The sequence below is a fragment of the Natrialba chahannaoensis JCM 10990 genome (assembly GCF_000337135.1).
Lineage (GTDB): Archaea > Halobacteriota > Halobacteria > Halobacteriales > Natrialbaceae > Natrialba > Natrialba chahannaoensis.
Genome location: NZ_AOIN01000044.1, coordinates 83,194 through 106,547 on the forward strand (window position 1 = coordinate 83,194; position 23,354 = coordinate 106,547).

General features: G+C 63.4%; 21 protein-coding genes and 1 pseudogene. 8 read left to right on the top strand and 14 right to left on the bottom strand.

Features of this window, described 5'->3' with window-relative positions; all coding sequences use genetic code 11:
* Positions 1–7: 7 nt before the first annotated feature.
* Both C482_RS22635 and C482_RS06880 read left to right on the top strand, forming a co-directional pair.
* Positions 8–133, top strand: a complete 126-nt coding sequence (locus tag C482_RS22635) for a hypothetical protein (protein WP_275039624.1) — start codon at positions 8–10, stop codon at positions 131–133.
* A gap of 151 nt (positions 134–284) precedes the next feature.
* A pseudogene (locus C482_RS06880) lies at positions 285–932 on the top strand (hypothetical protein).
* 47 nt (positions 933–979) lie between these two features.
* On the opposite strand, the gene C482_RS06885 reads toward C482_RS06880, so the two are convergent.
* From C482_RS06885 to C482_RS06900, 4 genes are all read right to left on the bottom strand, one after another.
* The gene (locus tag C482_RS06885; protein WP_006166800.1) at positions 980–2,239 is read right to left on the bottom strand and encodes a DHH family phosphoesterase; all 1,260 of its coding nucleotides are present in this window, start codon (positions 2,237–2,239) and stop codon (positions 980–982) included.
* A 208-nt stretch (positions 2,240–2,447) separates the two neighbouring features.
* A complete protein-coding gene (locus C482_RS06890) occupies positions 2,448–2,897 on the bottom strand; it encodes a hypothetical protein (RefSeq protein ID WP_241431893.1) in 450 nt (149 codons plus the stop codon).
* 218 nt (positions 2,898–3,115) lie between these two features.
* Positions 3,116–3,577, bottom strand: a complete 462-nt coding sequence (locus C482_RS06895) for a universal stress protein (protein WP_006166802.1) — start codon at positions 3,575–3,577, stop codon at positions 3,116–3,118.
* 110 nt (positions 3,578–3,687) lie between these two features.
* Positions 3,688–4,251, bottom strand: a complete 564-nt coding sequence (locus tag C482_RS06900) for an Lrp/AsnC family transcriptional regulator (RefSeq protein WP_006166803.1) — start codon at positions 4,249–4,251, stop codon at positions 3,688–3,690.
* Positions 4,252–4,518: 267 nt separating this feature from the next.
* Here C482_RS06900 and C482_RS06905 point away from each other — a divergent pair, with 267 nt between their 5' ends.
* Positions 4,519–4,980 (top strand): universal stress protein, encoded by a 462-nt coding sequence (locus tag C482_RS06905; protein ID WP_006166804.1) that lies wholly within the window; start codon positions 4,519–4,521, stop codon positions 4,978–4,980.
* 36 nt (positions 4,981–5,016) lie between these two features.
* Here C482_RS06905 and C482_RS06910 read toward each other — a convergent pair whose 3' ends face one another.
* Both C482_RS06910 and C482_RS06915 read right to left on the bottom strand, forming a co-directional pair.
* Positions 5,017–5,604, bottom strand: coding sequence for a GNAT family N-acetyltransferase (locus C482_RS06910; RefSeq protein ID WP_006166805.1), 588 nt, complete (start codon positions 5,602–5,604; stop codon positions 5,017–5,019).
* 2 nt (positions 5,605–5,606) lie between these two features.
* Positions 5,607–5,975 carry a universal stress protein gene (locus C482_RS06915; protein ID WP_006166806.1) on the bottom strand — a complete coding sequence of 123 codons (369 nt, stop codon included), beginning with the start codon at positions 5,973–5,975 and terminating at the stop codon, positions 5,607–5,609.
* A gap of 261 nt (positions 5,976–6,236) precedes the next feature.
* Between C482_RS06915 and C482_RS06920 the strand changes: the two genes are divergently transcribed.
* The 4 genes from C482_RS06920 (at position 6,237) to C482_RS06935 (ending at position 10,885) form a co-directional block, all read left to right on the top strand.
* Complete coding sequence (locus C482_RS06920) at positions 6,237–7,676, top strand: ATP-binding protein (protein WP_049896546.1); 1,440 nt, start codon at positions 6,237–6,239, stop codon at positions 7,674–7,676.
* A gap of 351 nt (positions 7,677–8,027) precedes the next feature.
* The gene (locus C482_RS06925; RefSeq protein WP_006166808.1) at positions 8,028–8,501 is read left to right on the top strand and encodes a hypothetical protein; all 474 of its coding nucleotides are present in this window, start codon (positions 8,028–8,030) and stop codon (positions 8,499–8,501) included.
* Positions 8,502–8,576: 75 nt separating this feature from the next.
* Positions 8,577–9,401, top strand: coding sequence for an MBL fold metallo-hydrolase (locus C482_RS06930; protein WP_049896547.1), 825 nt, complete (start codon positions 8,577–8,579; stop codon positions 9,399–9,401).
* A gap of 185 nt (positions 9,402–9,586) precedes the next feature.
* Complete coding sequence (locus C482_RS06935) at positions 9,587–10,885, top strand: RNB domain-containing ribonuclease (protein ID WP_006166810.1); 1,299 nt, start codon at positions 9,587–9,589, stop codon at positions 10,883–10,885.
* A gap of 67 nt (positions 10,886–10,952) precedes the next feature.
* On the opposite strand, the gene C482_RS06940 is transcribed toward C482_RS06935, so the two are convergent.
* From C482_RS06940 to C482_RS06965, 6 genes are all read right to left on the bottom strand, one after another.
* Positions 10,953–11,516 carry a GNAT family N-acetyltransferase gene (locus C482_RS06940; RefSeq protein ID WP_006166811.1) on the bottom strand — a complete coding sequence of 188 codons (564 nt, stop codon included), beginning with the start codon at positions 11,514–11,516 and terminating at the stop codon, positions 10,953–10,955.
* Positions 11,517–11,677: 161 nt separating this feature from the next.
* Positions 11,678–12,631, bottom strand: a complete 954-nt coding sequence (gene kdgK1 / locus C482_RS06945) for a bifunctional 2-dehydro-3-deoxygluconokinase/2-dehydro-3-deoxygalactonokinase (RefSeq protein ID WP_006166812.1) — start codon at positions 12,629–12,631, stop codon at positions 11,678–11,680.
* 106 nt (positions 12,632–12,737) lie between these two features.
* Positions 12,738–13,856, bottom strand: a complete 1,119-nt coding sequence (gene rtcA, locus C482_RS06950; protein WP_049896548.1) for an RNA 3'-terminal phosphate cyclase — start codon at positions 13,854–13,856, stop codon at positions 12,738–12,740.
* 389 nt (positions 13,857–14,245) lie between these two features.
* The gene (gene mutL / locus C482_RS06955) at positions 14,246–16,534 is read right to left on the bottom strand and encodes a DNA mismatch repair endonuclease MutL (protein WP_006166814.1); all 2,289 of its coding nucleotides are present in this window, start codon (positions 16,532–16,534) and stop codon (positions 14,246–14,248) included.
* A 141-nt stretch (positions 16,535–16,675) separates the two neighbouring features.
* A complete protein-coding gene (locus C482_RS06960; RefSeq protein ID WP_006166815.1) occupies positions 16,676–17,668 on the bottom strand; it encodes a hypothetical protein in 993 nt (330 codons plus the stop codon).
* Between the two features lie 27 nt (positions 17,669–17,695).
* Positions 17,696–18,598 carry a dihydrodipicolinate synthase family protein gene (locus tag C482_RS06965; RefSeq protein WP_006166816.1) on the bottom strand — a complete coding sequence of 301 codons (903 nt, stop codon included), beginning with the start codon at positions 18,596–18,598 and terminating at the stop codon, positions 17,696–17,698.
* Positions 18,599–18,752: 154 nt separating this feature from the next.
* Here C482_RS06965 and C482_RS06970 point away from each other — a divergent pair, with 154 nt between their 5' ends.
* Entirely contained in the window at positions 18,753–19,640 is an 888-nt protein-coding gene (locus tag C482_RS06970; RefSeq protein ID WP_049896541.1) for a M48 family metalloprotease, read from the top strand.
* 57 nt (positions 19,641–19,697) lie between these two features.
* On the opposite strand, the gene C482_RS06975 is transcribed toward C482_RS06970, so the two are convergent.
* A complete protein-coding gene (locus C482_RS06975) occupies positions 19,698–20,498 on the bottom strand; it encodes an SDR family NAD(P)-dependent oxidoreductase (protein WP_006166818.1) in 801 nt (266 codons plus the stop codon).
* Between the two features lie 96 nt (positions 20,499–20,594).
* The gene (gene mutS, locus C482_RS06980) at positions 20,595–23,258 is read right to left on the bottom strand and encodes a DNA mismatch repair protein MutS (protein ID WP_006166819.1); all 2,664 of its coding nucleotides are present in this window, start codon (positions 23,256–23,258) and stop codon (positions 20,595–20,597) included.
* Positions 23,259–23,354 lie beyond the last annotated feature (96 nt).

The window sequence follows — 23,354 nt, forward strand, 5'->3', positions numbered from 1 at the left end:
GAAAGCGGTGCAATGGTGTGACTACGCATTTACGGTTATCGAGGAGGCGGACGGTTCGTTCGACGCGGAGCACCAGTGGTTCGATACCTACGCGTTTCGTCTCAACAGTGAACCGATGACCTCATCATCGTGACTCACAACCGTTCGATCACTGCACAGTGGGTGTTAAACCCATTCGAGATGACAATACCGGTCGTGGCTGGTCCATTCATCCGCTTCGGACCGCCGAAATCGCACGACAGTAAGGACCACGCTTTTCAACCCTGCTGCGGTAGCACCGTCCAATGAGTTCCTTCGAGACACCACAGGAGACAGAACGCGGGTTCGGCCTCTCGAGTCGCGAGGCACGCGTTATCGGCGGTGCAAGCGTGCTGATGGGGATCAACGTTGTCCTGATGTACGTCTTCGCACAGATTCCACAGCTCGCGGAGATCAACAACTACCTGTTCGGAGCCGCGCCGATTCTCGGCGTGATCATCTACGGTGCGGCGATCATGGGCGGTGAGCTCATCGCCGAGCGCGGGGTCACGGGCGGTGACATGGGGGTTGCCTTCGTCGGAATGCTCATCCTGCAACTCGCGTTCGGGATCTTCGGAGCCGGCGTTCTCTCGCGGGCACCGCAGGTCTTGCAAGTCGAGATTCTGGCCCTGACAGCGGTCGTCGTCGCGGTGATGACGGCGCTAATCTCCGGCTACATCTACGCCCGAAGTGCGACGTTCGAGCACTGGGGACGATTCGCGAACTTCTCGTTCATCGGCGGCGTCCTCGTGATCCTCGTCGGCTCGTTCGTCCTGCCCGAGTTGCTGCTCGTCGGCTTCGNGAGATGTGTATAAGAGACAGCCCTGCAGACGATCGGCGTCTACATCGCCGTGGCCGGTGTCTTCGTCCACGTGCTGCAGCTGGTGTTGCGGTACGTGCTCTCCCAGGAGTAATCTTTTAGCGGTTCTCACACAGTCTTCGGCAGAGTGGAGTGAACTTCTCAGGCGTCGCCGTTCGCGTCAGCTTCGCCCTCCTCGTCTTCAGTCTCTTCTACCATCTCCTCGGATTCCACTACGTCGCGGAACGCATCGAGAATCACCTGCTTCGTCACCGCACCGCGGGAGGTCCAGTGATTCGCGTAGTCGAGCATGTCGTTGTAGATATCTGGCTTACAGCCCGCCGCCTTCGGATGCCCGCCACCGTTTACCTTCCCCGCGACCTCGTGACAGCGGTCGAACTCGTCCGTGCCGCGGATCGACGCCGAGCCCGCGGGCTTGACGATCACCGAGGCGTCGGCACCGTCCTCGCGCATCGCCTCTGCCACCTCGTTCTGCGAACATCTGCCGTAGGTGATCCCCACCGTATAGTCGCCGATCTCGCGGAACTCCGCGCGACCGATCGCCTGGTCGATCAACTGCTTCTTCTCGATTCGACGTTCGGCGATGAACTCCTCGGCCCACGCCGGCAGATCGACGCCGTACTCGCGGACGACCTCGACGTACTCCGCCGGATCCGTCCAGTAGGCGTAATCCGCTAAATCGTCGCTGCGCGGATCCTCGCGCAGCCAGAGGTCGTGATCCCGGGTGACCGCTGCGAGCTCCTCGTACATCGAATCGAACTCGTACTCGAGTGACCGATAGACAACATCGGCGCTGCACTCTTCGTCGGAGTCGCCGACGACGAGTTCAACACCGGCGTCGCGAACCGAGTCAGCGACGTCGTCGCCCCACTGGTGGTGGTCGTACCAGGCGACGCTGTCGGCGGTGCCGAGTGCGGCATCGAGTTCGTCGTCGACGTACTCGTAGCGGTCGGGACAGAGGTCACAGACGAAGAGGTCGATACCGTCGTCGCCGAATTCGGCGACGCGAGCAAGGGCGTCCTCGACGTTGTGCGGGCTGGCGGGGACAAGCGCGACCGAGTGGGGTGTTGGCTCGGGCTCCTCGAGTGGGTCGTCGCCGGTGGCGATCGCGATGTTCTCCTCGTCGGCGTCGTTCGCTTCGGTGTCTTCGGTGTCCTCGGTGTCGTCCGGCTCCGGCACGGCCTGCACGTCGTCGTACGCCTCGCGAATCAGTGCGACGCAGGCGAGGCCGTCTGCGTCGGCGTCGGCGATGACTGCGACATCCGCGCCCTCGAGTGCCGCCTGAGTCTGTTCGTCTTCGAAGTCCTCCTCGAGCTCGTCCGGGAGAAAGAAGCCGGTGCCCGGGAGGACAGACTTGCGAGCGATCGGGAGCTCGCCGCTGTCGATGAGTTCGTCGAACATACCGGAACTGGGTGAGCGGGCGGGAAGTAACCGCCGGTCTTGGGTGGCTGTGGTCGATGCTGTGCTGTAGTCGGCTCTCGTCTAGTAGATCCGAGTCGCGTATTGACAAGCCGGTTCTTTGTTTCAGTGTAATTTACGAAACCTGCGTTCAGTATAGGGCAAGCAAGTAATAGAGTAGCAGCCAGTTTCACTGAAGGCGCGTTAGACTTCACTGATCCTGTTCGTACCCACGAGAACTCATACCATCGAGGAACGCTTTTGAGGCTCGGAACAGGACAACGAGCGCCGCGAGGCCGGCAAGCGCACCGAATACAGCCTGTGGTAATGGTCCCGTGCGCACGAGTACGACCCCAGCCCAGACAGCACCGATTAGAACGCTGGTTGCAGCCACAGCAAACACTAGATACCGCATGAGAGCGATCCGTGGTAATCCTCGTCCAAGCGCGTCAATCCCGTTTAGTTGGAGTGCAGTGGCTTCGGCAGCCAGTTGTAACCCAAAGACGAGTGAGACTACGAGGATGGGGATCGAACCGGGGACGGTAGCCAGCGACTCCAGACCGAGCGTTTCGGCCACGGAACTGAGAATCGCAGCGAGAATCGTTGCGACTGGAAAGCCGATCAGGATCACGGCACCGACGTACGTCGCGGTTGTAGTCAACAGAGACCGGTTCGAGACAGACACGTGCTATGGTTCGACTGTCACCAATTAATGATAGTGTTGCAATTGGATTTTCGGCCGGATGTGACTGAGGTGTGATGGGTCGGTAAGATCTAGCAACCGCAAGGAGCGGCCAACGTTCCATTCGCACATGCGGTGACCGTACTACCTAATTCACCTCCAGAAAGGTTCTGTCAACAACACACCACCAGCCGCTGTTAGGCCACGGCAGCCGCATCGTCTCCGCTCTCAGCCATCGACTCGAGTTGACGCACAGTCAACACTGGGGCGGGTGAGGTACGGACGATGCGCTCGGCGACGCTGCCGAGGAGCAGGCGGTTCTCACCGTGGCGGCCGCGGGTACCGGTTGCGACGAGATCGGCATCGACCTCGCGGGCGTACTCACAGATTTCGGCGGCAGGACGCCCCTCCCGCGCCGCAGTCGTGATCTCGCGAGCCGTCCGTCCCTCGACGGTGGCAACTGCGGCGTCGGCGGTTGTCTCGAGTGCGGTGCGCAGTTCCTCGCGGAGCTGTTGGGGTGAGGCGTCGACCTCGCTGGCGTCGACGACCGAGAGAGCGTGGACCTCGGCGTCGAATCGGTCTGCCAGATCGAGCGCGACATCGATGGCGCGGCTGACGCTATCGGAGCCGTCCGTGGCGACGACGACCGTGTCGAACATGGCCGATGATTGGGTGGCCGTCGCTATAAACCCTCACGGCGGCTGACCGTCGATGGGGGTTGTTAGCCGTCGTTTCCGTCTTCGTCTCCGTCTTAGTCTTCGTCTCCGTCTTAGTCGTCGTCTCCGTCTTCGCCGTGACTCTCGACCGCAACCTCAGCATCCGTCAACGCGCGGACGAGCGTCTCGTACTCGAAATCGTTGATTGGCAGCGGTTCGTTCTTGAGCGTCGTGATGACGAACTTCGAACTCGTGCGCCGAATCTCGTCGATCGCCTCGTAGTCCGCAACTAGCGATTCGACCATCTGCCGGTTCGGTACGTGTGCGATGACGACAAAGTCGGTCTCGCCCATCGTGAAGTGAACCTGATTGACACCCTCGATTGCGGTGAGCTTCTCGCCTACTGTCTGGTGGTACCCCTCGTCGAACTCTGCCCACACCTCCGAGATGAGGGTGATCGACAGCCCCAGTCTCTCGAGGTTCATATCGTAGCGGTCGTTCTCGAGTACCCCCGCGTCCTGCAGTTGGTCGAGGCGGTAGTGGACCGTGGATTTGGGGATGCCTGTCTCCTGGTGGATCTTGTCGGGGCTGGTAACGCCCTTCGCGGCAACCGCTTTGAGAATTTGAATGTCCTTTTCGTCGAGGTCGGCTGTATCGCGTCCCATGTCGTCGCTCATTGTGATCACTCGCCGTGCACGTCCGTACTCGAGTCGGGCCGGCAGCGGGCTGCATCGGTGACTCAATGGTGGACCGTGCGTCGGTGTGTCTCTATGCTGGCGTCCCAACTGCTGTAACTGTTTCTCAATTGGACACGGTTCGAAACGGAGTTGTTTGTGTCAGGGACCTGCCCTGCTAGTGGTGGCTGTTGCCGTTAGCCCCTTCTAACACACTGGTCCTCGCCCGAGGGTTTTTGCCGACTGCGCGCACACCCTCCCCATATGTCCATGGACGACAGCGAGCCGGTGACCGTCGATACCGTTCTCGCCCCCGTCGACGGAAGCGACGAGTCCGCAACTGCCGTCGAGTACGCCGTCGCGATTGCCGACCGCTACGACGCGTCGGTCCACGTCCTTTACGTGCTCGGCCGCGGCGTCGTCCGCGGGATGGATGTCGGCACCGTTGACGAAGCCGCCGTCGCCGAGAACTCCCAGGGATTCCTCGAAGATGTTGGCCGGATCGCCGAGCAACGAGGCGTCGCGCTGTCGACCTCCATCGACGACGGCTTCTCACAGGCCCGCAAGACGCGCCATCCCGGAAACGTCGTTCTCGACACCGCAGACGATGTCGACGCCGACTTCATCGTCTTGCCGCGCGAACCTGTGACCGACGCCGCGTCGGCGGAGGTACTCGAGAAGGTCGCCGAGTACGTGCTGTCCTATGCGAGTCAGCCGGTGCTGTCTGTCTGACTGGTGCGGTTACAACGAGAGGTCTGTCAGGGCAGGCTACTCGAGTCGGATCGACATCTCTTGTTCGAAGCTCTCGGTGCCGGAGGCTTCGAAGCCGACGCGTTCGTAGAGTGCGATTGCGGGGTTGTTCCAGCGCTCGACGGTGAGCCAGACGCGTTCGATACCGACGTCGCTGGCGTGGCCGAGCAGGTGTTTGAGCAGGTGGGTGCCGATCCCTGCCTGCTGGTAGTCCTGCAGGACGAAGATGGCGAGTTCCCACTCGATGTCGCTGTTGTTCTCGATTGCTGCGGGATCGTCGGCATCGGGGACGAGCATTGCGTGGGCGATGACTTCGGTGTCGCCGTCGACATCGCCATTTGGCTTGTGATGAGCGATCACGTTGACGCTCTCGTCGGCAATCGTCTCGAGCCAGTTTCGGATCCGGTCCTCGCCCGTCGGTGGAATCCCCTGGGCGCGGTCGGTAGGGTCGAACTGGTCATACATCTCGACGACGGCGTCGAGGTCGGTCGTTAGTTGACCGGGTGCCCGAATCTCGATATCGCGGCCCTCGCGGTCCTCGATAGTCGACGGCGGCGACGGGAACGGTCCCGACGGCTCGTCGGGGTAGAGTCGCGCGCGCCCCATCGTTATCGCACCAGTTTGACAGTCGTCGGCGCGTTTAGCAGGACAAACTCTGTGATCGGTCCAAGCTGTATCTTCCCCATCGGGCTGAGTGTTCCGCCGCCGATAACCAACTGGTCGAACTCACCCTGTTCGGCGTGGTCGACGAGCGCGCTGCCGGGGTCGCCCTCGAGTCGGACGAGATCGGCGTCGACACCGGCCTCGGAGAGCAGGGAGTCGGCTTCCTCGTACATCTCGCCCTGGCTGCGTTTCGATTCGGGTTTTTCGAGAACGGCAACAGTGAGGTCGTCGCCAACGTCCTGAGTACGATCGATGGTTTGGCGGAGTGTTTTGACCGATTCGTCGCTCCCACCGAGTCCCACGAGTACGTTCATACGGACTGGTGTGCACCGGGGGACGAAAATCGTTGTGCCGTCGCCGATGTGCCGTCACCAGTTGGCTTCGTTGTCTCCGCTGTCCCTGTTGTTTTCGACGCTGTCCTAGTATAGCCGTGGTCGTAAGGGAAACCTACCGTTCGGTGATGATGATGGTGGTGCGGTGCTGGTGGTGGTGGTGGTGGTGGTGACGCCGAGAGACTCTCACACACGATGGACGTGACGACGCTGTTAAGACCGTGTGGTGAGTACGATGACCGAATGAGTGATGCAGCGCTCGATGTCGTGGAGTTCCTGCTCACGACGAGCGTGTACTCGGACGACAGGACGCTTGACGAGAACGACCTTCCGCCATCGTTCCGCCGGGTATTCTGGACCGGCGGCGTCGACAACGAGGAGGAAGACGAGGAGGAACAGAATCGCCGTCGCCACACTGGTATCAGTCGCCCGCTTTCGGCGACCAACAGCACTGCGCGCGAGGCAACCGGAGTTGACCGGCCCTGGGACGCCGTCTCCGAACTGATGTTCACCGAGCGCGACGAGTTCTCTGGTTCGCTCTCGCTTACACAACAGGAGATGGCCGAATCCTGGTTCGCAGAACGTGTCGACGCCGACCGGCTGCACGAGAATCCAACGCTCGCAAAGCACTTCGCGGGCCACGACGCCATCGACGGCGACGTGAGCCATGAGGAGGCCCGCGAGCGCAACCGGCCGATCCAGGCTGACCGCGTCTGGATCGACAGTCTTCTCGAGGAGTACTTCGATACCGAGGAGGACGAGGAGATGCTTGACCTCGTCGACGTTCGCGCGCCCGAAGAGGTCGACATCACGCTCGACGATCTGGTGTTGACGGACGGCCAGGAGGCCGAAATCGACAAGATTTCGAAGGCGATCGAACACCGCGACTACCTCGCAGAGATCGGCCTGCGCGAGATTGGGAAACTACTGTTCGTCGGCCCGCCAGGGACTGGAAAGACTTCGACCGCACAGGCGCTCGCGCGGGATATGGACCTCCCGTTCGTCGAGGTCAAACTCTCGATGATCACCTCGCAGTACCTCGGTGAGACGGCGAAGAACGTCGACAAGACGTTCGAGGTCGCAAAGCGTCTCTCGCCGTGTATTCTGTTTATCGACGAGTTCGACTTCGTCGCCAAGACTCGTCGCAGCGACGAGCACGCGGCGCTCAAGCGCGCGGTCAACACCTTGCTCAAAGCCGTCGACAACATCTCGCTGATCGACGACGACGTGCTGCTAATCGGCGCGACGAACCACCCCGACCAGTTAGACGACGCAGCCTGGCGGCGCTTTGACGAGATTATCAACTTCCCGAAGCCGGACTACGGGATGCGCGCGGACATCCTGCAGGTCATCACCCGCACGATGGACATCGAGGAGTTCGATCCACAGCTCATCGCCGAGGCCACGTCAGGGCTGACCGGCAGCGACCTTCGGATGGTGCTTCGCGAGGCGGTACTCGAGGCGCTCACGGAGGACCGAACCACTCTCACGCAAGAGGACCTGCTCAACGCCGTCGAGGAGTTCGAAGAGCGGGATACCCTGAAGAATATGGACATGATCGAGGGCGACCACGACGCGCTCGTTGCGGGTGGCGATATCGAGGGTGCGGCGAGTGATGGTGGGCACGAAGACGAACACGATCACGATCACGATCACGACCACGATCACAGTCACGACCACTGACTGCGCGAGAACGCACCGCAGTTTGTATCTGTCGTCGGATTCGCAAACGACTCGACACCCGACAGTCAGCGTTCCGTAGCCGTTGAGCTGGTGGCTGCTGTGTCGTTTTCTTGCATAATGAGTTATAATGCCTTGCTTTATAAAAGCATCTCCAATAAGATGGTTCTTGGGGAGACGCTATAATTCCGTGATTCTGCAACTGCTTGTCCAATTCTTCTGCGAGAGTCGGTGAGTCACTGATCCAACGATTGACACGCCTTCGAGATTGGTCACGTTCTCGTGAACGCACACGTTGCTTGCTGTGTCGATAATCAGCATACCCTTTATGGGATGGCGATAAACGATCTAGCAATGACTGATGGGCTACGACCAGGCGAGCCGGAGTACGACGCTGACGGTCGGAGCAACCGCAATACGAACCGAGGCATGCGTTCCGGTTCGAATCCTGCCAGTATCGACATTGATTCCGGTTCTAATGCCAGTCTCAGTACCAGTGCCAGTTCTAGTTCTCCTCCCGACCCCGCAGCGGCGTTTGCCCGCCAGGCACAGACTGAGTACGGCGACGCAATCGACCGTCTCATCGCGTTCGGCGATGCCGTCCAGAACAACCGCCCCATCCACGCCTCGATAGAACTCCTGGTCGGCGTCGCGGACGACGTCCTCAACGACGAAATCGAACGCCAACTCGAGTCGCTTGGCGAGTCGATTGGGATCGAGCACGGCACAGTCCTCTCGGTGTACGTCATCCCGGCGAAGCAGTTCGAATCGCAACCGAATCACCCGCTGATCCAGCAGGCGCTGGCCGAAGGGCAGACGTATGTCTGATCGACGGCGACTGCGCGGCCGTGAGCAGAAACGGTCGGGAGCGAGGTGTTTCACTCCAATGTCGGTGACCTCTCCGTGCGCGTAACGCTCCTCGGAACCGGCGATACGACCGGCACACCCACCGTCGGCTGTGAGTGTGATACCTGCGAAACTGCTCGCGAGCGCGATATCGAACGCACGCGCTTCTCGGTCCACGTCGAGAACGAACGTACGGATGAGTCCCTGCTCATCGACTTCAGCCCTGACTTCCGATACCAGTTCCTGCGCGAGTCGGTCTCGCTCCCCGACGCCGCCATCATCACCCACATCCATTTTGACCACCTCGACGGCCTCGGCAACGTCTTTCGCGTCTTCGACTCGCTCGACGTCTACGCCGCCGATGAAACCGACCCCAAGACCGGCGAAAGCGTCGCCGAAACCGTCGCCAACGACTACGACTACCTCAACGCCGTCAGTGTCCAGCCGACGACGCCACTCGAGTCCACCCGAATCTGTGGGTTCGACGTGACGCTCGTTCCGGTCGATCATCCGCCGCTTCTGTGTTATGGGCTCGCCATCGAGGACCCCGAAACCGGGGCGAAGCTGTCCCTGTCGGGTGATACGAGCTACGCGATTCCGCAAGCCTCGCGCGAGGTGCTCGCGGAGCCCGATCTACTGCTGGCGGATGCGATCGTTCCCGCGGAACTCTGTGATGCCCATCCGATTGGTGGCAGACACGAGGACGACGAGGGAGTGGCGCGTACCTTCGGGACCAAGCATATGACACGCGAGGGTGCACTCGCGCTCGCGGACGACCTCGACGCCGAGCGGGCGCGACTGGTCCACATCGCACACTTTTACCCGGTTACCGATGCGTTTGCGGAGCCGCTGGCACTCGACGGCGAGACGTACGAGCTGTGATCGTCGTAGTGAGTCCTCGTCACGTCGACCGACCGATGACGCTTGTTGTCACGCAAAACTGCTGTTAGCACCAGTTATAGGCCATCAGGCGGTGATGCGTTCTTTCCGAGGTGCAAGTATCGACACGTAGCGGCTGCAAACCTAATCCCGACACGACTTTCACCCTCTCGTCCGTACCCCACGCCATGAGCGACGACGCACAGGCCGAAGCCGGCACGGCCGAAGGGCAGGGTCCCGTCCAGATCTCGGAGGATCTCGCCCGCCATCTCGAGAACAAACGCGACGACCTCTTTGAGAAGTTAGAGATTCGGGACGAGTTCCCCGAGGCGGTACTCGAGGAGGCCAAAGCGCGAACGGAGAACGTCCAATCGGAGATTTCGGAAGGAATCGACGACCGAAAGGACCTGCGAGACCTGACAACTTGGACGACGGACCCGATTGACGCCCAGGACTTCGACGACGCGCTCTCGATCGAAGAGCGCGAGGACGAGTACGTCCTCTGGGTCCACATCGCCGACGTGACTCACTACGTCAACCCGGAGACGGCGATGTGGGACGAGGCCGTCGAGCGCAGTAACACGGTCTATCTGCCGGGCTATACGATCCACATGCTCCCGCCGATTCTCGCGGAGTCGGTCTGCTCGCTCGTACCGAACGAGGAGCGCTTCGCCCACACCGTCGAGATGCACCTGGACAAGGAACACCTCGGCTACGAGAACATCGAGATTTACAAGTCGGTCATCGAGTCCGACGAGCGCCTGACGTACTCGCAGGCCGAGAATCGACTCGACGACCCCGACGCGCCACTACACAAGGAGAACAAACTCGTCCACGAAGTCGCAGACCGGATGCACGAACAGCGCAAGGAAGACGGCTCGCTCGTCCTGAACCCGAGCCGCGATCGCGCGCACACGATTATCGAGGAGTGCATGCTCAAGGCCAACAAGGCCGTCACGCACACGCTGATGTGGGACCGCGGGGTCGAGGCGATGTACCGCGTTCACCCGCAGCCAAGCCCGGACGAGTGGTCTGAGGCACTGCGCGAGATTCAGGACTTAGACGGCGTCTCGGTCCCTGGCGACACCTGGGACGACCCACGGAAGGCCGTCAACGCGACCCTAGAGGAGGCACCCGGTCGACAGCTCGATAAGATTCAGTGGGCCGTGATGAAGGTGATGCCCCGCGCGAAGTACATGAACGACCCGTTCGGCGGCCACCACGCGCTGAACTTCGAGATCTACGGCCACTTCACCAGTCCGATCCGCCGCCTCTCGGACCTGATCAACCACTGGATTGTCTACCAAAACGACGTGCCAGAGAACCTCGTGGAACTCTGTGACCGCGCGAGCGACAAGCAGAAGGACGCAGAACAGTGTGAGCGCGAGTACAAGCAGTTCCTCCAGGAGGTCGGCCTCGATCCGATGGCGGTCAACAACCGTGGGATCGAAATTGTCGACGACGACGAAGCCGAAAAGACGCTGTAAGCGAAGCTGAGACCGCAAACAGGCTGAAGTGCGTGCGCCAGCAGCACGCCATCAACACAGCACCACGTTATAGCGACTTTTCGTAGATATACTCCTCGAGTACACCCTCGCCATCCACGGACTCCAGATCCGACGGTCGCGTTTCAACTCGCTCGAAGCCGCGCGATTCGTAGAACGAGACGCCGACCTCGTTGTCCGCGAGGACGGTGAGTCGAAGTCGCTCGCTGTGTGAGCGCAGATCGGCCTCGATGCGGGCGATCAGCGCCGTTCCGACCCCTTCTCCCCAGACGCTCGGCCGGGCGTACAGCCGTGGGAGGTATGCGGTTTCCGGCTCATCTGGATCGACGCCAGCGTGTGCGAAGCCGACGGCGGCTGTAGCGTTTTCAGCGTTCTCACTACTGGCTGGGCCGCCGCCCTCGGATGGAACGGCGACCAGAAACGACGCTCCCGCTTGGTCGGCTGCGTTCGCGATGGAGGACTCGAGTTCGTCCAGTTCGTACCAGTCGTCGATCATCCGGTCGACCTGCGACGCGCCGAGGAAGTCATCGTAGGCGGCGTGCCAGCTTTCGTGGGCGATTTCCCGGATGGTTTCTGCGGCCGACGGCGGTGCCTGGTGAACAGTCCAGTTCATAGACGGATTTCTGCCGTAGTCGACAAAAGTACTGGCCTGGTGTGTCTTGGTGTCTCACAGTCGGTGGAAAACACACGCAGGGGAGCGGAGGTCCGGAGAAAAACGAAAACAGAACAGAACAGAGCAGAGCAGAAGACAGGACAAAACCCCAACTGCACCCGTCAGCGAGAAATATCCTCCCCGCGCTCCGAAACGACCTCTTCAACTTCCTCCTCCGTAACCAGCGCCGCGTCGCCCGGAATCGTCCGCTTGAGCGCTGCCGTCGCGGCCGCGTACTCGAGTGCCGTTGGGACGTCGTCGCCGTCGAGTCGGCGGGCGATGAACGCGCCGGTGAAGGCGTCGCCGGTGCCGATGGCGTCGGCGGTGTCGGTCTCGTAGGCCGCCTGGTCGTGGACGACGCTGTCGTGCCAGCCGATTGCGCCCTCGTCGCCGCGGGTGACGACGACGGTGGTGAAGTTGTACTGGGAGCCGAGTTTGTGTGCGAGCTGGCGCGGGTCGCCCTCGAAACCGAGGACGGCACGGGCGTCGCGGGCGGCGATGACGAGGATGTCGATGCCGGGGAACAGCCGGGTCATCGTCGATTCGGCTTCCTCGGGGCTCCAGAGCTTCCGTCGGTAGTTGAAATCGACGGCGGTCGTCGTCCCGCCCTGTCTGGCCGCCTTGAGCAGGTTTGCTGTAGCATCCCGGAGTGATTCGGAGAGCGCGGGCGTGATACCGCTGGTGAAGAACACCTGCGCGTTCTGAATCAGGTCGAGGTTGAACTCGCTTGCCGAGGCGGTCGTGATAGCGCTGTCCGCGCGGTCGTAGATGACGTTCGTGCCGCGGGGTGAGCCACCTTGCTCCAGGTAGTAGGTGCCCTGTCGGCCGCGGTGGCTCCAGACCACGTCCGTCTCGATGCCGTGCTGTCTGAGTTCGCCGACGACGCGTCGGCCGAGCGGCGTCTCGGGTACCTTCGACAGCCATGTCGATTCAGTGCCGAATCGCTGGGCAGCGATAGCAACGTTGCTCTCTGCGCCGCCGGCGTGGACCTCGAGTTCGGTCGCGTTCTCGAGTCGCTCGTGACCAGGTGGGGAGAGTCGGAGCATCGACTCGCCGAAGGTGACGAGTTCGCTCACGGATCAACCCTCCGCTGTCGGCCGGTGCCGTCTGTCCGAGTCATATCGCGACAATCGGACGCTGCCGGTATAAGTTGTTCCAATGTCACGTGCGCGACCCGTCGGTTCAGACACCGCCGACTTCACTGACTTCGTCGCCCGACTCGACGGCGACCACGGCCGTCGCTCCCGTTCCCTCACCGACGCGCTCGACCGGCACACCGAACGACTCGAGTAAGTCGCAACTCGAGTCGACGTGATCGGTGACGGCGGGAACGCGAACCCGGCCGCTGGCGAGTGCGAGAAAAACGAGGAGCTGATCTGCCAGATGGCGGTCGACGGCTGCGTCGCCGGCCAGAAATCGGTTCGCGGCGTCCGCGGCGTCCTCGCCGACGCGCTCGGCTGGCACGCCGCGCTCGCCGAGTGCGTTGCAGCCCGCGATGGGAACGCCGTCTTCGGACTCGAGTCGGAGCACGATCGCCGAGCCTGGGCAGGCGCTCGCCGCGGTCGTCTCGATCTGTTCGACGACCTCGCACTCGTCGAGCGCTGATTGGGTGTCAGGGTTCTCAGCTCCCACCGACTCGAGCCCGAGCCAATTCAGCGCCCCCGCAGCCTGTCGATGTGCGACGTCCTGCTCTGCGAGCGCAGCGGCCTCTGTCGAGTACACGCGGAGTCCAGCCACGTCCGGCCGCTCGACCAGCGAGGGAGCGTCGAGTGGCTCGATTTCGGACGGCGCAAGATGGAGCGTCGCCCGTCCGCCACCATCGGGATAGAATCCGCGCCGCTCACACTCGATCGCGGCAGTGAGTCCGAATCGGCGCAGCAGCGGCAGTTTCACGTATCGCGTGTAATCGAGTGGCGGCGACCACGCCACATCCGTCCCGCCGGTCACCGTCAGTGACAGCGGGGACTCGAGTACGGTCGCCAGCGGGAGGACGGCGTCGAACAGCAGCGTCACGCTGCCAGCGGTGCCGATGTCGACAGCGTACTCTCCGCCCGCGAGTCGGAACGTTCCGGGATCGAACGCGACGGTCTCCGCGCCGTGGTCGGCACCCGATACGTCGGCGTCGATGAGTTCGGCCATCGTCTCGAGGACCGCCAGGTGCTGGTGAGCCAATCCCGGTGTCGGTCGGTCACCGCGAACGTTCTCGATCCGAATCGGTCTGGACTCGAGTACCGACAGTGCGAGTGCGTTTCGCAGGAACTGTCCCCCGGCGTGTTCGCCGTCGAGTTCGAGCGTTGTCATGGCAGCCGGTACGTGCTGGAGTGCCGTTTCGTTGTCGACGCCAATGAGACCACACCGAGCGACTGGGTCGCAGACCGTTCCGCTTCGCGAATATTGTGGATGCGTTGGCGGAAACACCCAACGAATGCGACTGTGGGCCGATTCGTTTCGACGGCGCTGGGTGCTCGACACCTACTGGGCCGGCGAACTCGTCGGCGGGCGTTTAGGTCTACACAGAAACCGGCTACCAGATTGCGTTCGCGATTGCGACCAGTGCAGCGGTCGTCGCGCTCCTCTGTGGCCTCTGGCTCTCCTATCACGAACGCCGTTCTGAGAGCCCAGTCCGCTCGCTCGACGAACCGGATACACACCGCGCAGAATAGCGGTCAGAAACCGACGCGACGGTGACCTTAGCCGCTGTGACCCGGATAATCCCGCTCGAACCGATCCTCGATTTCGGCCTCGTCGAACTGCACGATCACCGGCCGCCCGTGCGGACAGGCGTACGGATTTGCACAGTCGTCGAGCGCCGCGAGCAGATCAACGACAGAGCCCTCCGTCAGCGACGTGTTGCCCGTGATCGACGGATAACACGCCAGGTCGCCGATAAACTCGTCCGCCAGCGCGTCGACCGTCTCCGCGCCTGCCTCGCGGTCGCCCTCGACGAACGAGACGAGCACGTCCCGAAGCTGGTCCGGCTCGAGCGTCTTCTCGAACACCGCCGGCACGGTCGTCACCGCCACCGTCCGGTCATCGACCCGGTCCGCGTAGAAGCCAAGTTGCGCGAGCGCATCGCGGTAGGCCGCAAACGCCTCCGCTTCGGCAGCGGTCAACTCGAGTTCGACTGGCGAGGCCAGCGCCTGCGCGGAGGAGTCTTCATCGAACGCAGCGCGAAGGCGCTCGTAGTTGACTCGCTCGTCGGCAGCGTGCTGGTCGATCAGTACGAGGCCGTCGTCGGTTTCGCAGACGAGGTAGGTGTGGCTCAGTTGGCCGAGCACCCGTAGCGGCGGCAGCGAGTCGAACTGGCGATTCTCTGCGCTGCCCGTCGCAGCGTCGCCCGCGAGCGTCCGTTGTTCGGTCGCGTTGTCGAACTTGCGTTCGTGTTCGCGAGTCGGATGTTCCTGGTTTTGTTCCGACGCTGTGCGGTCGAACTTGCTTTCCCCCTGCGTCCCGGCGGTCTCCGATGTATTCGTCGGGGCGGGGGCCGCCGATTCCGGGTTTTGGTCCCGATCCGTATCCCGAGCCTTATCGCCCGAACCGGCCGGCGAGCTGGACGATGCGGCGGAGGCGGAATCGGCTACATCGTCGTCTGGGTGGAACTCTGCGGCCGACTGGAACTCGGGGTCATCCGACTCTATCGGCTCACTCGTCGCCGCCGAGTTCGCTGACCCCACCGACTCCAAATCTCCTGCTCGATTCGGCCCTGTCGGCGTCCGGTCGCCGTCGACAGCGCTCGTGGCTGTCTCCTCGTTCGTATCGCTCGTTGTGTCACCGCTCTCGAGTACCCCCGACTCGTCGGCGTCGCCTTCGGAAGTGCCCGTTTCCGCTGCACTCGTCTCGGCTCCATTACCCGCTCGCTCCGCCAGCTCCTCCTGCGTCGGCGTCACCCGTGCCTCGTCCGGTGCCGAGCGACCGCGCGGCGCTCGCGAGCGAAGCAGGCCGTGCTCGAGGAGGGCACTTTCGACCGCCGAATCGACCTGTCGGCGCACCGCGTCATCGTCGTCGAAACGCACCTCCCGTTTGCGCGGGTGGACGTTCACGTCGACGGCGTCGCCAGGAACCTCGTGAAAGAGCACGACGAATGGGTAGCGATCGCCGCCGAGCTGCGTGCCGTAGGCACCCATGACCCCCTCTCGGAGCGCGTCTGAGGTCACCGCACGGTCGTTGACGTACGTCGCCAGATACTCTCGGCTCGCACGATTCGTCTCGGGATGGGAGACGAGACCGGCGACGGACTCGAGTGGCCCCGGCGGAAGTTCCTCGCCGTCGGCGTCGACGGGGATCATTGCGGAGGCGACCTCGCGGCCGTAGACAGCGAGGACGGCGGCCTGCAGGTCGTCCTGCCCGGTCGTCGAGAATACCTCGCGGCCGTCGTGAGTCAGCGAGACGGCTACGTCCGGGTTCGCGAGCGCGTAGCGGGTGACGATGCGATTGACGTGGGCGAACTCGGTCGCAGTCGTCTTGAGGAATTTCCGGCGGGCGGGCGTGTTGTAGAAGAGATCCGCGACCTCGACTGTTGTTCCTGAGGGACAGCCGGTCGGCGAGACCGATTCGACGGTGCCGCCCTCGTAGACGAGTTCGGTGCCCGCGCCGTCGCTGTCCTGTGGTCGCGACTGGATGGTCAGGCGCGCGACGGAGCCGATGGTGTGCAGGGCTTCGCCGCGGAAGCCGAGGGTGGCCACACCCGACTCGAGGTCGTCGAGGCCGCTGATCTTGCTCGTCGTGTGCTGGCGGACGGCAGCGCGAAGGTCGGCTTCAGTCATGCCGTGACCGTCGTCCGCGACGCGGACGAGGTCCGTGCCGCCAGCCTCGACGGTGACGTCGATACTCGAAGCCCCGGCGTCGAGGCTGTTCTCGACGAGTTCCTTGACGGCGCTTGCGGGCCGTTCGACGACCTCGCCGGCGGCGATGCGGGCGACGGTGTCCTCGTCTAACTGGTGAATCTCGGTTTCGTCGGTCGGTGGTTGTGTGTCGGTCATGGTTCGGGCACAGTCTCAGGTGGGCGCGAGTTCGGACCGACTCGAGTGCGAGTGTAAGTGCGAGCACAAACGCGAGCGCGGCTGCGATGTCGGTCCGGACGATAACGTCGGCGTATGGTCCCAACTGGGGCTCGAGGGAGGTCAGAATTGCGGTTCATCAGCCGTGACTGGGTCGACTCGCTGTGGTCGGTTCCGGCCGCTCGTCTCGACGGCCTCGAGTACGGCGTCCACGTCGTCGATTGCAGCGCGATCACACCGGATATCCGGCCACCAGCGCCGTTCGAGTACGAGTCGGTCCTCAGTCAGGCGGACGCCGGTGAACCGGTCCCAGGGAACGACGCGCCGGTAGGACGGTCGAAACCGAGGTTCGACGACGAGCCCGTCCGCGTAGGCACGAATCTCGGCACGCGCGTAGTCGAAGTCTGGAACCGAGAACAGCGTGGTCGGCGTGTCACTCGACGACGGGAGTCGGACGGTCGGTGCCCAGCCGAGAAGGAGACTGACCGCGCCAAGCGCGCCGAGCCGAGTCGGGAGCCTGTTCGACCCCGAAAGCGCGTACGTGAGGCCAGCGAACAGCAGCGAACCAACCCCGAGTGCAATCAGCGGCGGGTTGGGTCCCGACTGGTACCACGTCCACTCGATGATCGGCGCTCCGTCATCGACCGTCGCACCGACGGCGAGGTCGTGTGCGGCGTGTGCTGCGAGCCGTCCCGTCAGCAGAACGCCAGCCGCCGGAATGAGAAGAAGGAGTGTGAGCCCCGTTTCTGGAACGAGCCCCGTCGAATCGAGAACGAGTGCGCCACCGGCAAAGAGCGGCGCGGGTAGCCAGAGGGCAAGCGTCCGCCACCGAAAGCGCCCGAGGCGGAACAGGAGGGACGGGCGAATTCGGGCGAGAACGATCCCACCGAGCACCCCTCCCGTGAACGCGGTCGGCAGGGAGGTAAGTAGAACCTCAGTGGCCGCGCCCGTGGCGACCGAGACGAGCGCGGTGACACCCACCGTGACGACGGCGAGGTAGAGTCCAACGGCGGCAGGCGTGCTCACGCCGACGTCCAGATCGGCCTGGTCGGACGAGTCGGTCAGCTCGGCCAACCCACCGACACCCGTCGTCGAGTCAGCTTCGGGGCCACTCATATGTCAACACGTCCCCACTTCGGCGTATCAATCTTCCGACTGTACGAGACCGTCGACGTCCCGCTCGATCCCCGCCTGCCCATCGTCGGGAACGGACACGAGCGGCGGCCGAACCACAGCCGAAGGAATCACGCCGTGGTACTCGAGTGCCGTCTTCGTCGCCGGCGCGAAACCGTACTCGCCGCAGGCGTCGAACAGGTCGGCAACGGCAGTCTGAAGTTCTGCGCCCCGAACTCCGGTAGCTGTCTCGTACAGGTCAGCGTACGCCTCGGGTGCGACGTTCGAGAGCGCGTTCACGCCACCGTCGGCACCCATCCGCAGCGCCGGGACGAGGAGGGCGTCGTACCCCTGTAGCATGAGAAAGTCCGAATCCGCGTCGGCTGCCTGGCGCATCGTCTCGAGGAAGTATTCGAGGTCGCCACTCGAGTCCTTCAGACCGAGCACGTCGTCACGACTCGCAAGCGCTGCGACAGTTTCCGGTGCAATTCCCTGCCCAGTACAGGCCGGAATGTTGTACAGCAACAGCGGCAGCGACGACTCGTCCGCGATAGTCTCGAAGAACTGCTGGTTGCCGGCCGGCGCGTTCGCCGTGTGGAAATACGGCGGTGTGACGACGGCAGCGTCGGCACCAACTGCAGCGGCGTCCTCGATGGCGGTGAGAACGTCGTCCACGCTCGTCGCGGCCGCACCGGCCAGCACCGGGACCTCGCCATCGGCCTGCTCGACGGTGAATTCGGTCACGCGCCGGCGCTCGTCCCGCGACAGGCTGGCGAACTCGCCGGTCGTCCCGCAGGGAAAGAGGCCGTCGATGTCGCCCGCGAGGAGGTACTCGAGTAGGTCTCCGAGTGCGCGTTCGTCGACGACGCCGCTCTCGTCGAACGGCGTGACGATGGGGCAGGTAATTCCGGTGAGTGACTGTCGAAGGGTCATACGTGGGTGTCTTCCGGAATCTGTAAAAGCGTATGCCCGCAGGAGAACGGTCGTTGGGTCCACTCCAGCACGCAGTAGCCCGCTCTGCGTGCGATGCGACTCGATCGGGCACCCATTCAGTTAGGTATTTGACTCGTGTCGGTGAACGTCCCGTATGGATTGGTCCGCCGACAGACGGCTCCAGTGGCGGATGCTACTGGCGCTCGTCCTCACACTTGCCGGATACGCCGTCCTCGGCTGGATCGTACTCTCGGTGCTGTCGACGACGATGGCGCTCGTGGTCTGTGCGTGCTTCGCCATCGTCATCCTGGCGAGCGTCTCGCAGGCCGACTACATCGCCTACTGGGCGACGAACGCGATCGCCATCGAACGCGAGCAGTATCCGCTGCTGTACGACACCATCGAGCGGCTGGCTCGCCAGGCCGACCTCCCGGTGCCCCCAGTCGCCGTGATCCCATCGGACGAGCCGAACGCCCTTTCGGCCGGAACGGGAAACAGAACCGTCGTCTGCGTGACGACCGGGCTTCTGCGGGCGCTCGACGACGACGAACTCGAGGCGGTCCTCGCGCACGAACTCGCACACCTCAAGAACGACGACTCGACGGTGATGACCGTCGCCGGCTTCCCGATGGTCGTCTCGGCAATCGCGCTGTCGACCGCAAGACGGACGTTCACGCTCGGCTCGTACCTGATCGGGCTGCCGTTTCTGCTCGGTACCTACCTGCTGTTCATCGGGCTGCCGGTGTATCTCGCCAGCCTGCCGGGAACACTCGTCCTGTCGCGGTATCGCGAGTACGCTGCCGACCGCGGTGCCGTCGCGATCACGGGCGATCCGTACGCTCTCGCAAGCGCGCTCGCGACGCTGCACGGTGAACCCACGCCGCCGGATGCAGACCTCCGGACGGTTGCTGGGTTCAACGCCTTCTGTATCGTTCCGACAGACTCCCTGTCGCCGTTTTCGACGCATCCGCCGACGCATCGGCGAATCGCACGGCTGCGTGAGCAGTTCGTCGAGGATACGCCAGGTGCAACGTCAACGTGAGCAGCAAACGCAGTGCCAGCGTACGCGAGGGGACGAGACGCCGTCTACTGTCGTAGCCTACTCGAGTCCCAGGTCCTGCGACATCGAGTTCCCGGCGCGCGGAACTCCCTTGATGGTCAGCGTTTCGCCGGTGATGAACGAGGCGGCCGGGCTGGCGAGGAACTGGACGGCGTCTGCGATTTCCTCGGTGTGACCGATGCGGCGCTCTGCTTTCTCGCGCGGTGGCATGTCCTCGCTCTGGATGCCAAGCGTCTCGGTGACGCCGGGGGTCTGGATCAACCCCGGTGCGACGCAGTTGACGCGGATGCCGTCGCCGGCCCACTCGGTCGCGAGCGTTTCGGTCAGTCGGATGATCGCCGCCTTCGAGGCGCTGTAGTGGCTTTCGCCCGGCGCGGCGTGCTGGCCGTTGACCGACGAGAGGTTGATGATCGAGCCGCCGTCGCCCTCGCGCATGACCTCGCCGGCAAGCTGGGTGCAGTGAACCGTGCTGTGGAGGTTGAGGTCGACGATGGTCTTCCAGCCGTTCTCCGAGATGTCCTCGAAGTTCGCAATGAACTCGCCGCCGGCGTTGTTGACGAGGATGTCGATATCGCCGAACGCCTCGACGGTGTCGTCGACGAACGACTGGACCTGGTCGCGCTCGCGGACGTTACACTCGACGGCAAGAGCCTCGCCAGGCACGTCTTCGGCGTCGTTGATCGCCTCCGCGACCGGGCCGACACGGTCGATCGAGCGCGAACAGATCGCGACGTTCGCCCCGCTTGCGGCGAGCGTCTCCGCGATCGACTTGCCGATTCCCTGACTCGCGCCGGTGACGATAGCGGTCTCGCCCGCCACGTCATAATCTGGTTCGTGCATCGTGCTATACAATGGCGAATCGGCGTATAGATTTACCGATGTAAAATCAAACGCACAAGAGCTGTACAATGGATGTGACACACCGCTGGCGAGCACTCACTCGGACAACTGCTCTTGCCACTCCTGTACCTTCGACATCAGCTCAACCGGCGGCGTCGCGTTCACGTCGAGGTCACCAAGGTCCTCGAGTACCGCCTCGGTCTCGGGGTCGAGCGCACTCTCGTCCGTCGTGTCGTCCGGTTCACCACCGTCCGCGTTCGCCGGCCCGCGGAACTGGCCGCTTCCCACGTCGAACACCGTCTGGACAGGCTCGGTCGTGTGTCCGCCTTTCGCCTCGATAGCCTTCTCCTCGCGGAGGCGCTCGAGGACATCCTGTGCGCGGTCGACGACAGGGCCGGGGACGCCCGCCAGATCGGCGACGTGAATTCCGTACGAGCGGTCCGTTGGACCGTCGCGGACGGTTCGGAGGAAGGTCACGTCGCCATCGCGCTCGTCCGCCGCGACGTGGACGTTAGCGACGCGCGGCAGGTTCTCCGCGAGCCCGGTCAGTTCGTGGTAGTGCGTTGCGAACAGCGTTTTCGCTGCGACTTCGTTGTGCAGGTACTCGGTGGCCGCCCAGGCAATCGAGATGCCGTCGTATGTCGCCGTGCCGCGGCCGACTTCGTCCAGGATGACCAGCGACTCATCGGTCGCCGTATGGAGGATGTTCGAGAGTTCACTCATCTCGACCATGAACGTCGACCGGCCCTGTGCGAGTTCGTCGAGCGCGCCGACGCGGGTGAAGATGCCGTCAACGAGACCGATTTCGGCCTCCTTCGCCGGGACGAAACTCCCGATCTGGGCCAGCAGAACGATACAGGCGACCTGGCGCATGTAGGTCGACTTCCCGGACATGTTGGGACCGGTGACGACCAGGAAACCTCGCTGCTCGCCGTCCAGTCGGACATCGTTCGGGACGAACTCGGTCGTCTGCTCGACGACAGGGTGGCGACCCTGGTCGATGTCGAGCGCGTCACCGTGGTGCAGGTCGGGCTTGACCCACCGATTCTCGGCCGCGTGGGTCGCCAGACTCGCCAGCGCGTCGACCGTCGCCAGCGCCCGGCCCACGTCCTGTAGGAGTTCTGCTTGCTCGGCAACTTCCTCTCGTAACTCTTCGAAGAGTTCGTACTCGAGTTCCCCTCGTTTCTCCTCGAGTCGGAGCACGTTGCGTTCCTTCTCGGCTAGCTCGTCGGTCGTGAACCGCTTCGAGTTCTTGAGCGTCTTGATCTGCTCGTAGTGGTCGGGGACGCCGTCGGCGGCGGACTTGCCGACCTGGATATAGTAGCCGTCGGTCTTGTTCCGGTCGACGGTGACGTGTGAGAGAGAGTACTGGCGCTTCTCGCGTTCGGCAAGCGTGCCGAGCCACTGCTTGACCTCCTCGTGGCGGTCGATAACCTCGTCTAACTCATCGTCGTAGCCGTACTGGAAGAGCTCACCCTGGGTAACCGTCGACGGGGGGTCCGAAGCGATGGCGTTCTCGAGTGCCTCTCGAAGCTCGCGTGCAGCCTTGCGGTCCGGCCGGTCGATGATGTCAGCGAGCGGCGAGTCAGCCAGGTCTGGCGTCGATTCAATTGTCTTCGCGAGCGCCGGCAGCACGGCGAGCGTCTCACGAGCTGCGACGAGGTCGCGAGCGTCTGCGCTGCCGTGGGTTGCCTTCGAGGCCAGCCGCGCGAGGTCGTAGGCTTCACCAAGGGTGTCCTGCATCTCGTCGCGAGCGAGCGCGGCCGAGGCGAGCGCGGCAACGCTCTCCTGGCGCTGTTCGAGGGTGTCGAGTGCGCGTCGGGGGCGCTGGAGCCACTCCTTGAGGAGTCGGCCGCCGGCGCTGGTCTCGGTGTGGTCGATCGTCGCGAACAGCGAGCCGTCGCGCTCGCCCTGCATCGTTTCGGTCAGCTCGAGGTTGCGCTGGGTCGTCGCGTCGAGGGTGACGTGGTCGTCTCCGTGGTGGGACTGGATCCGCGTCATCGAGGCGAGCACGCCCGCGCCGGTCTCCTCGACATACGAGAGGATCGCGCCCGCGGCGGCGATGGCTTCCTCACCGACCGCCAGTCGGTCGACGGTCTCGCTACCGAACTGTTCCTGCACTGCGTGGTCGGCGCGCTTCGGTGCGAACGCCTCCGTCTCGTGGAGTGTCAGCGTTGCGTCGATGCGCTCTCGAACGGTACCGAGCAGGTCGTCGTCAGTTCGGCTCTCGGGTCCCGGGAGCACTTCGACGGGATCGAACCGGTAGAGTTCCGTCAGCGCCTCGTCGGTGTCCGCGGCTTCGGCGACGAGGAATCGGCCCGTGGTCACGTCGGCGAAGGCGAGGCCGTAGTGCGCGCCGTTGGCCGCGGAGCCGGAGCTGGAGCCGCCGTCGACCACCGCCGCCAGATACTGCGCATCTGCGTCGCTCGTCTCGAGTAGCGTCCCCGGCGTCACGACGCGGACGATCTCTCGCGCATGGCCAGAGTCGGTTTCGTACTGGTCGGCGACGGCGACCCGGTAGCCGCGCTCGACTAAGGCCTTGAGATACGGCGTCAGATCGTCCAGTGGCACGCCGGCCATCGGGTACGACGAGCCGTGTGAGGACTTTTGAGACACTTTGAGATCGAGTTCATCGCTGACCGTTTCTGCGTCCTCGCCGAAGAACTCGTAGAAATCGCCACACTGCATCGCCAGCAACTCCGCGTCGGTGCCCTCCTTGAGCGAGAAGAACTCCCCGACGATGCCCGTCGCCTCTGTCATACTCGGTGCCTGGCTTTCCATCGCAAAAACCCTGCGGGATCCGTAGTGGAAGTGATGCACCACTGTACACATTGGCGTCGATCGACCCGTTATCGG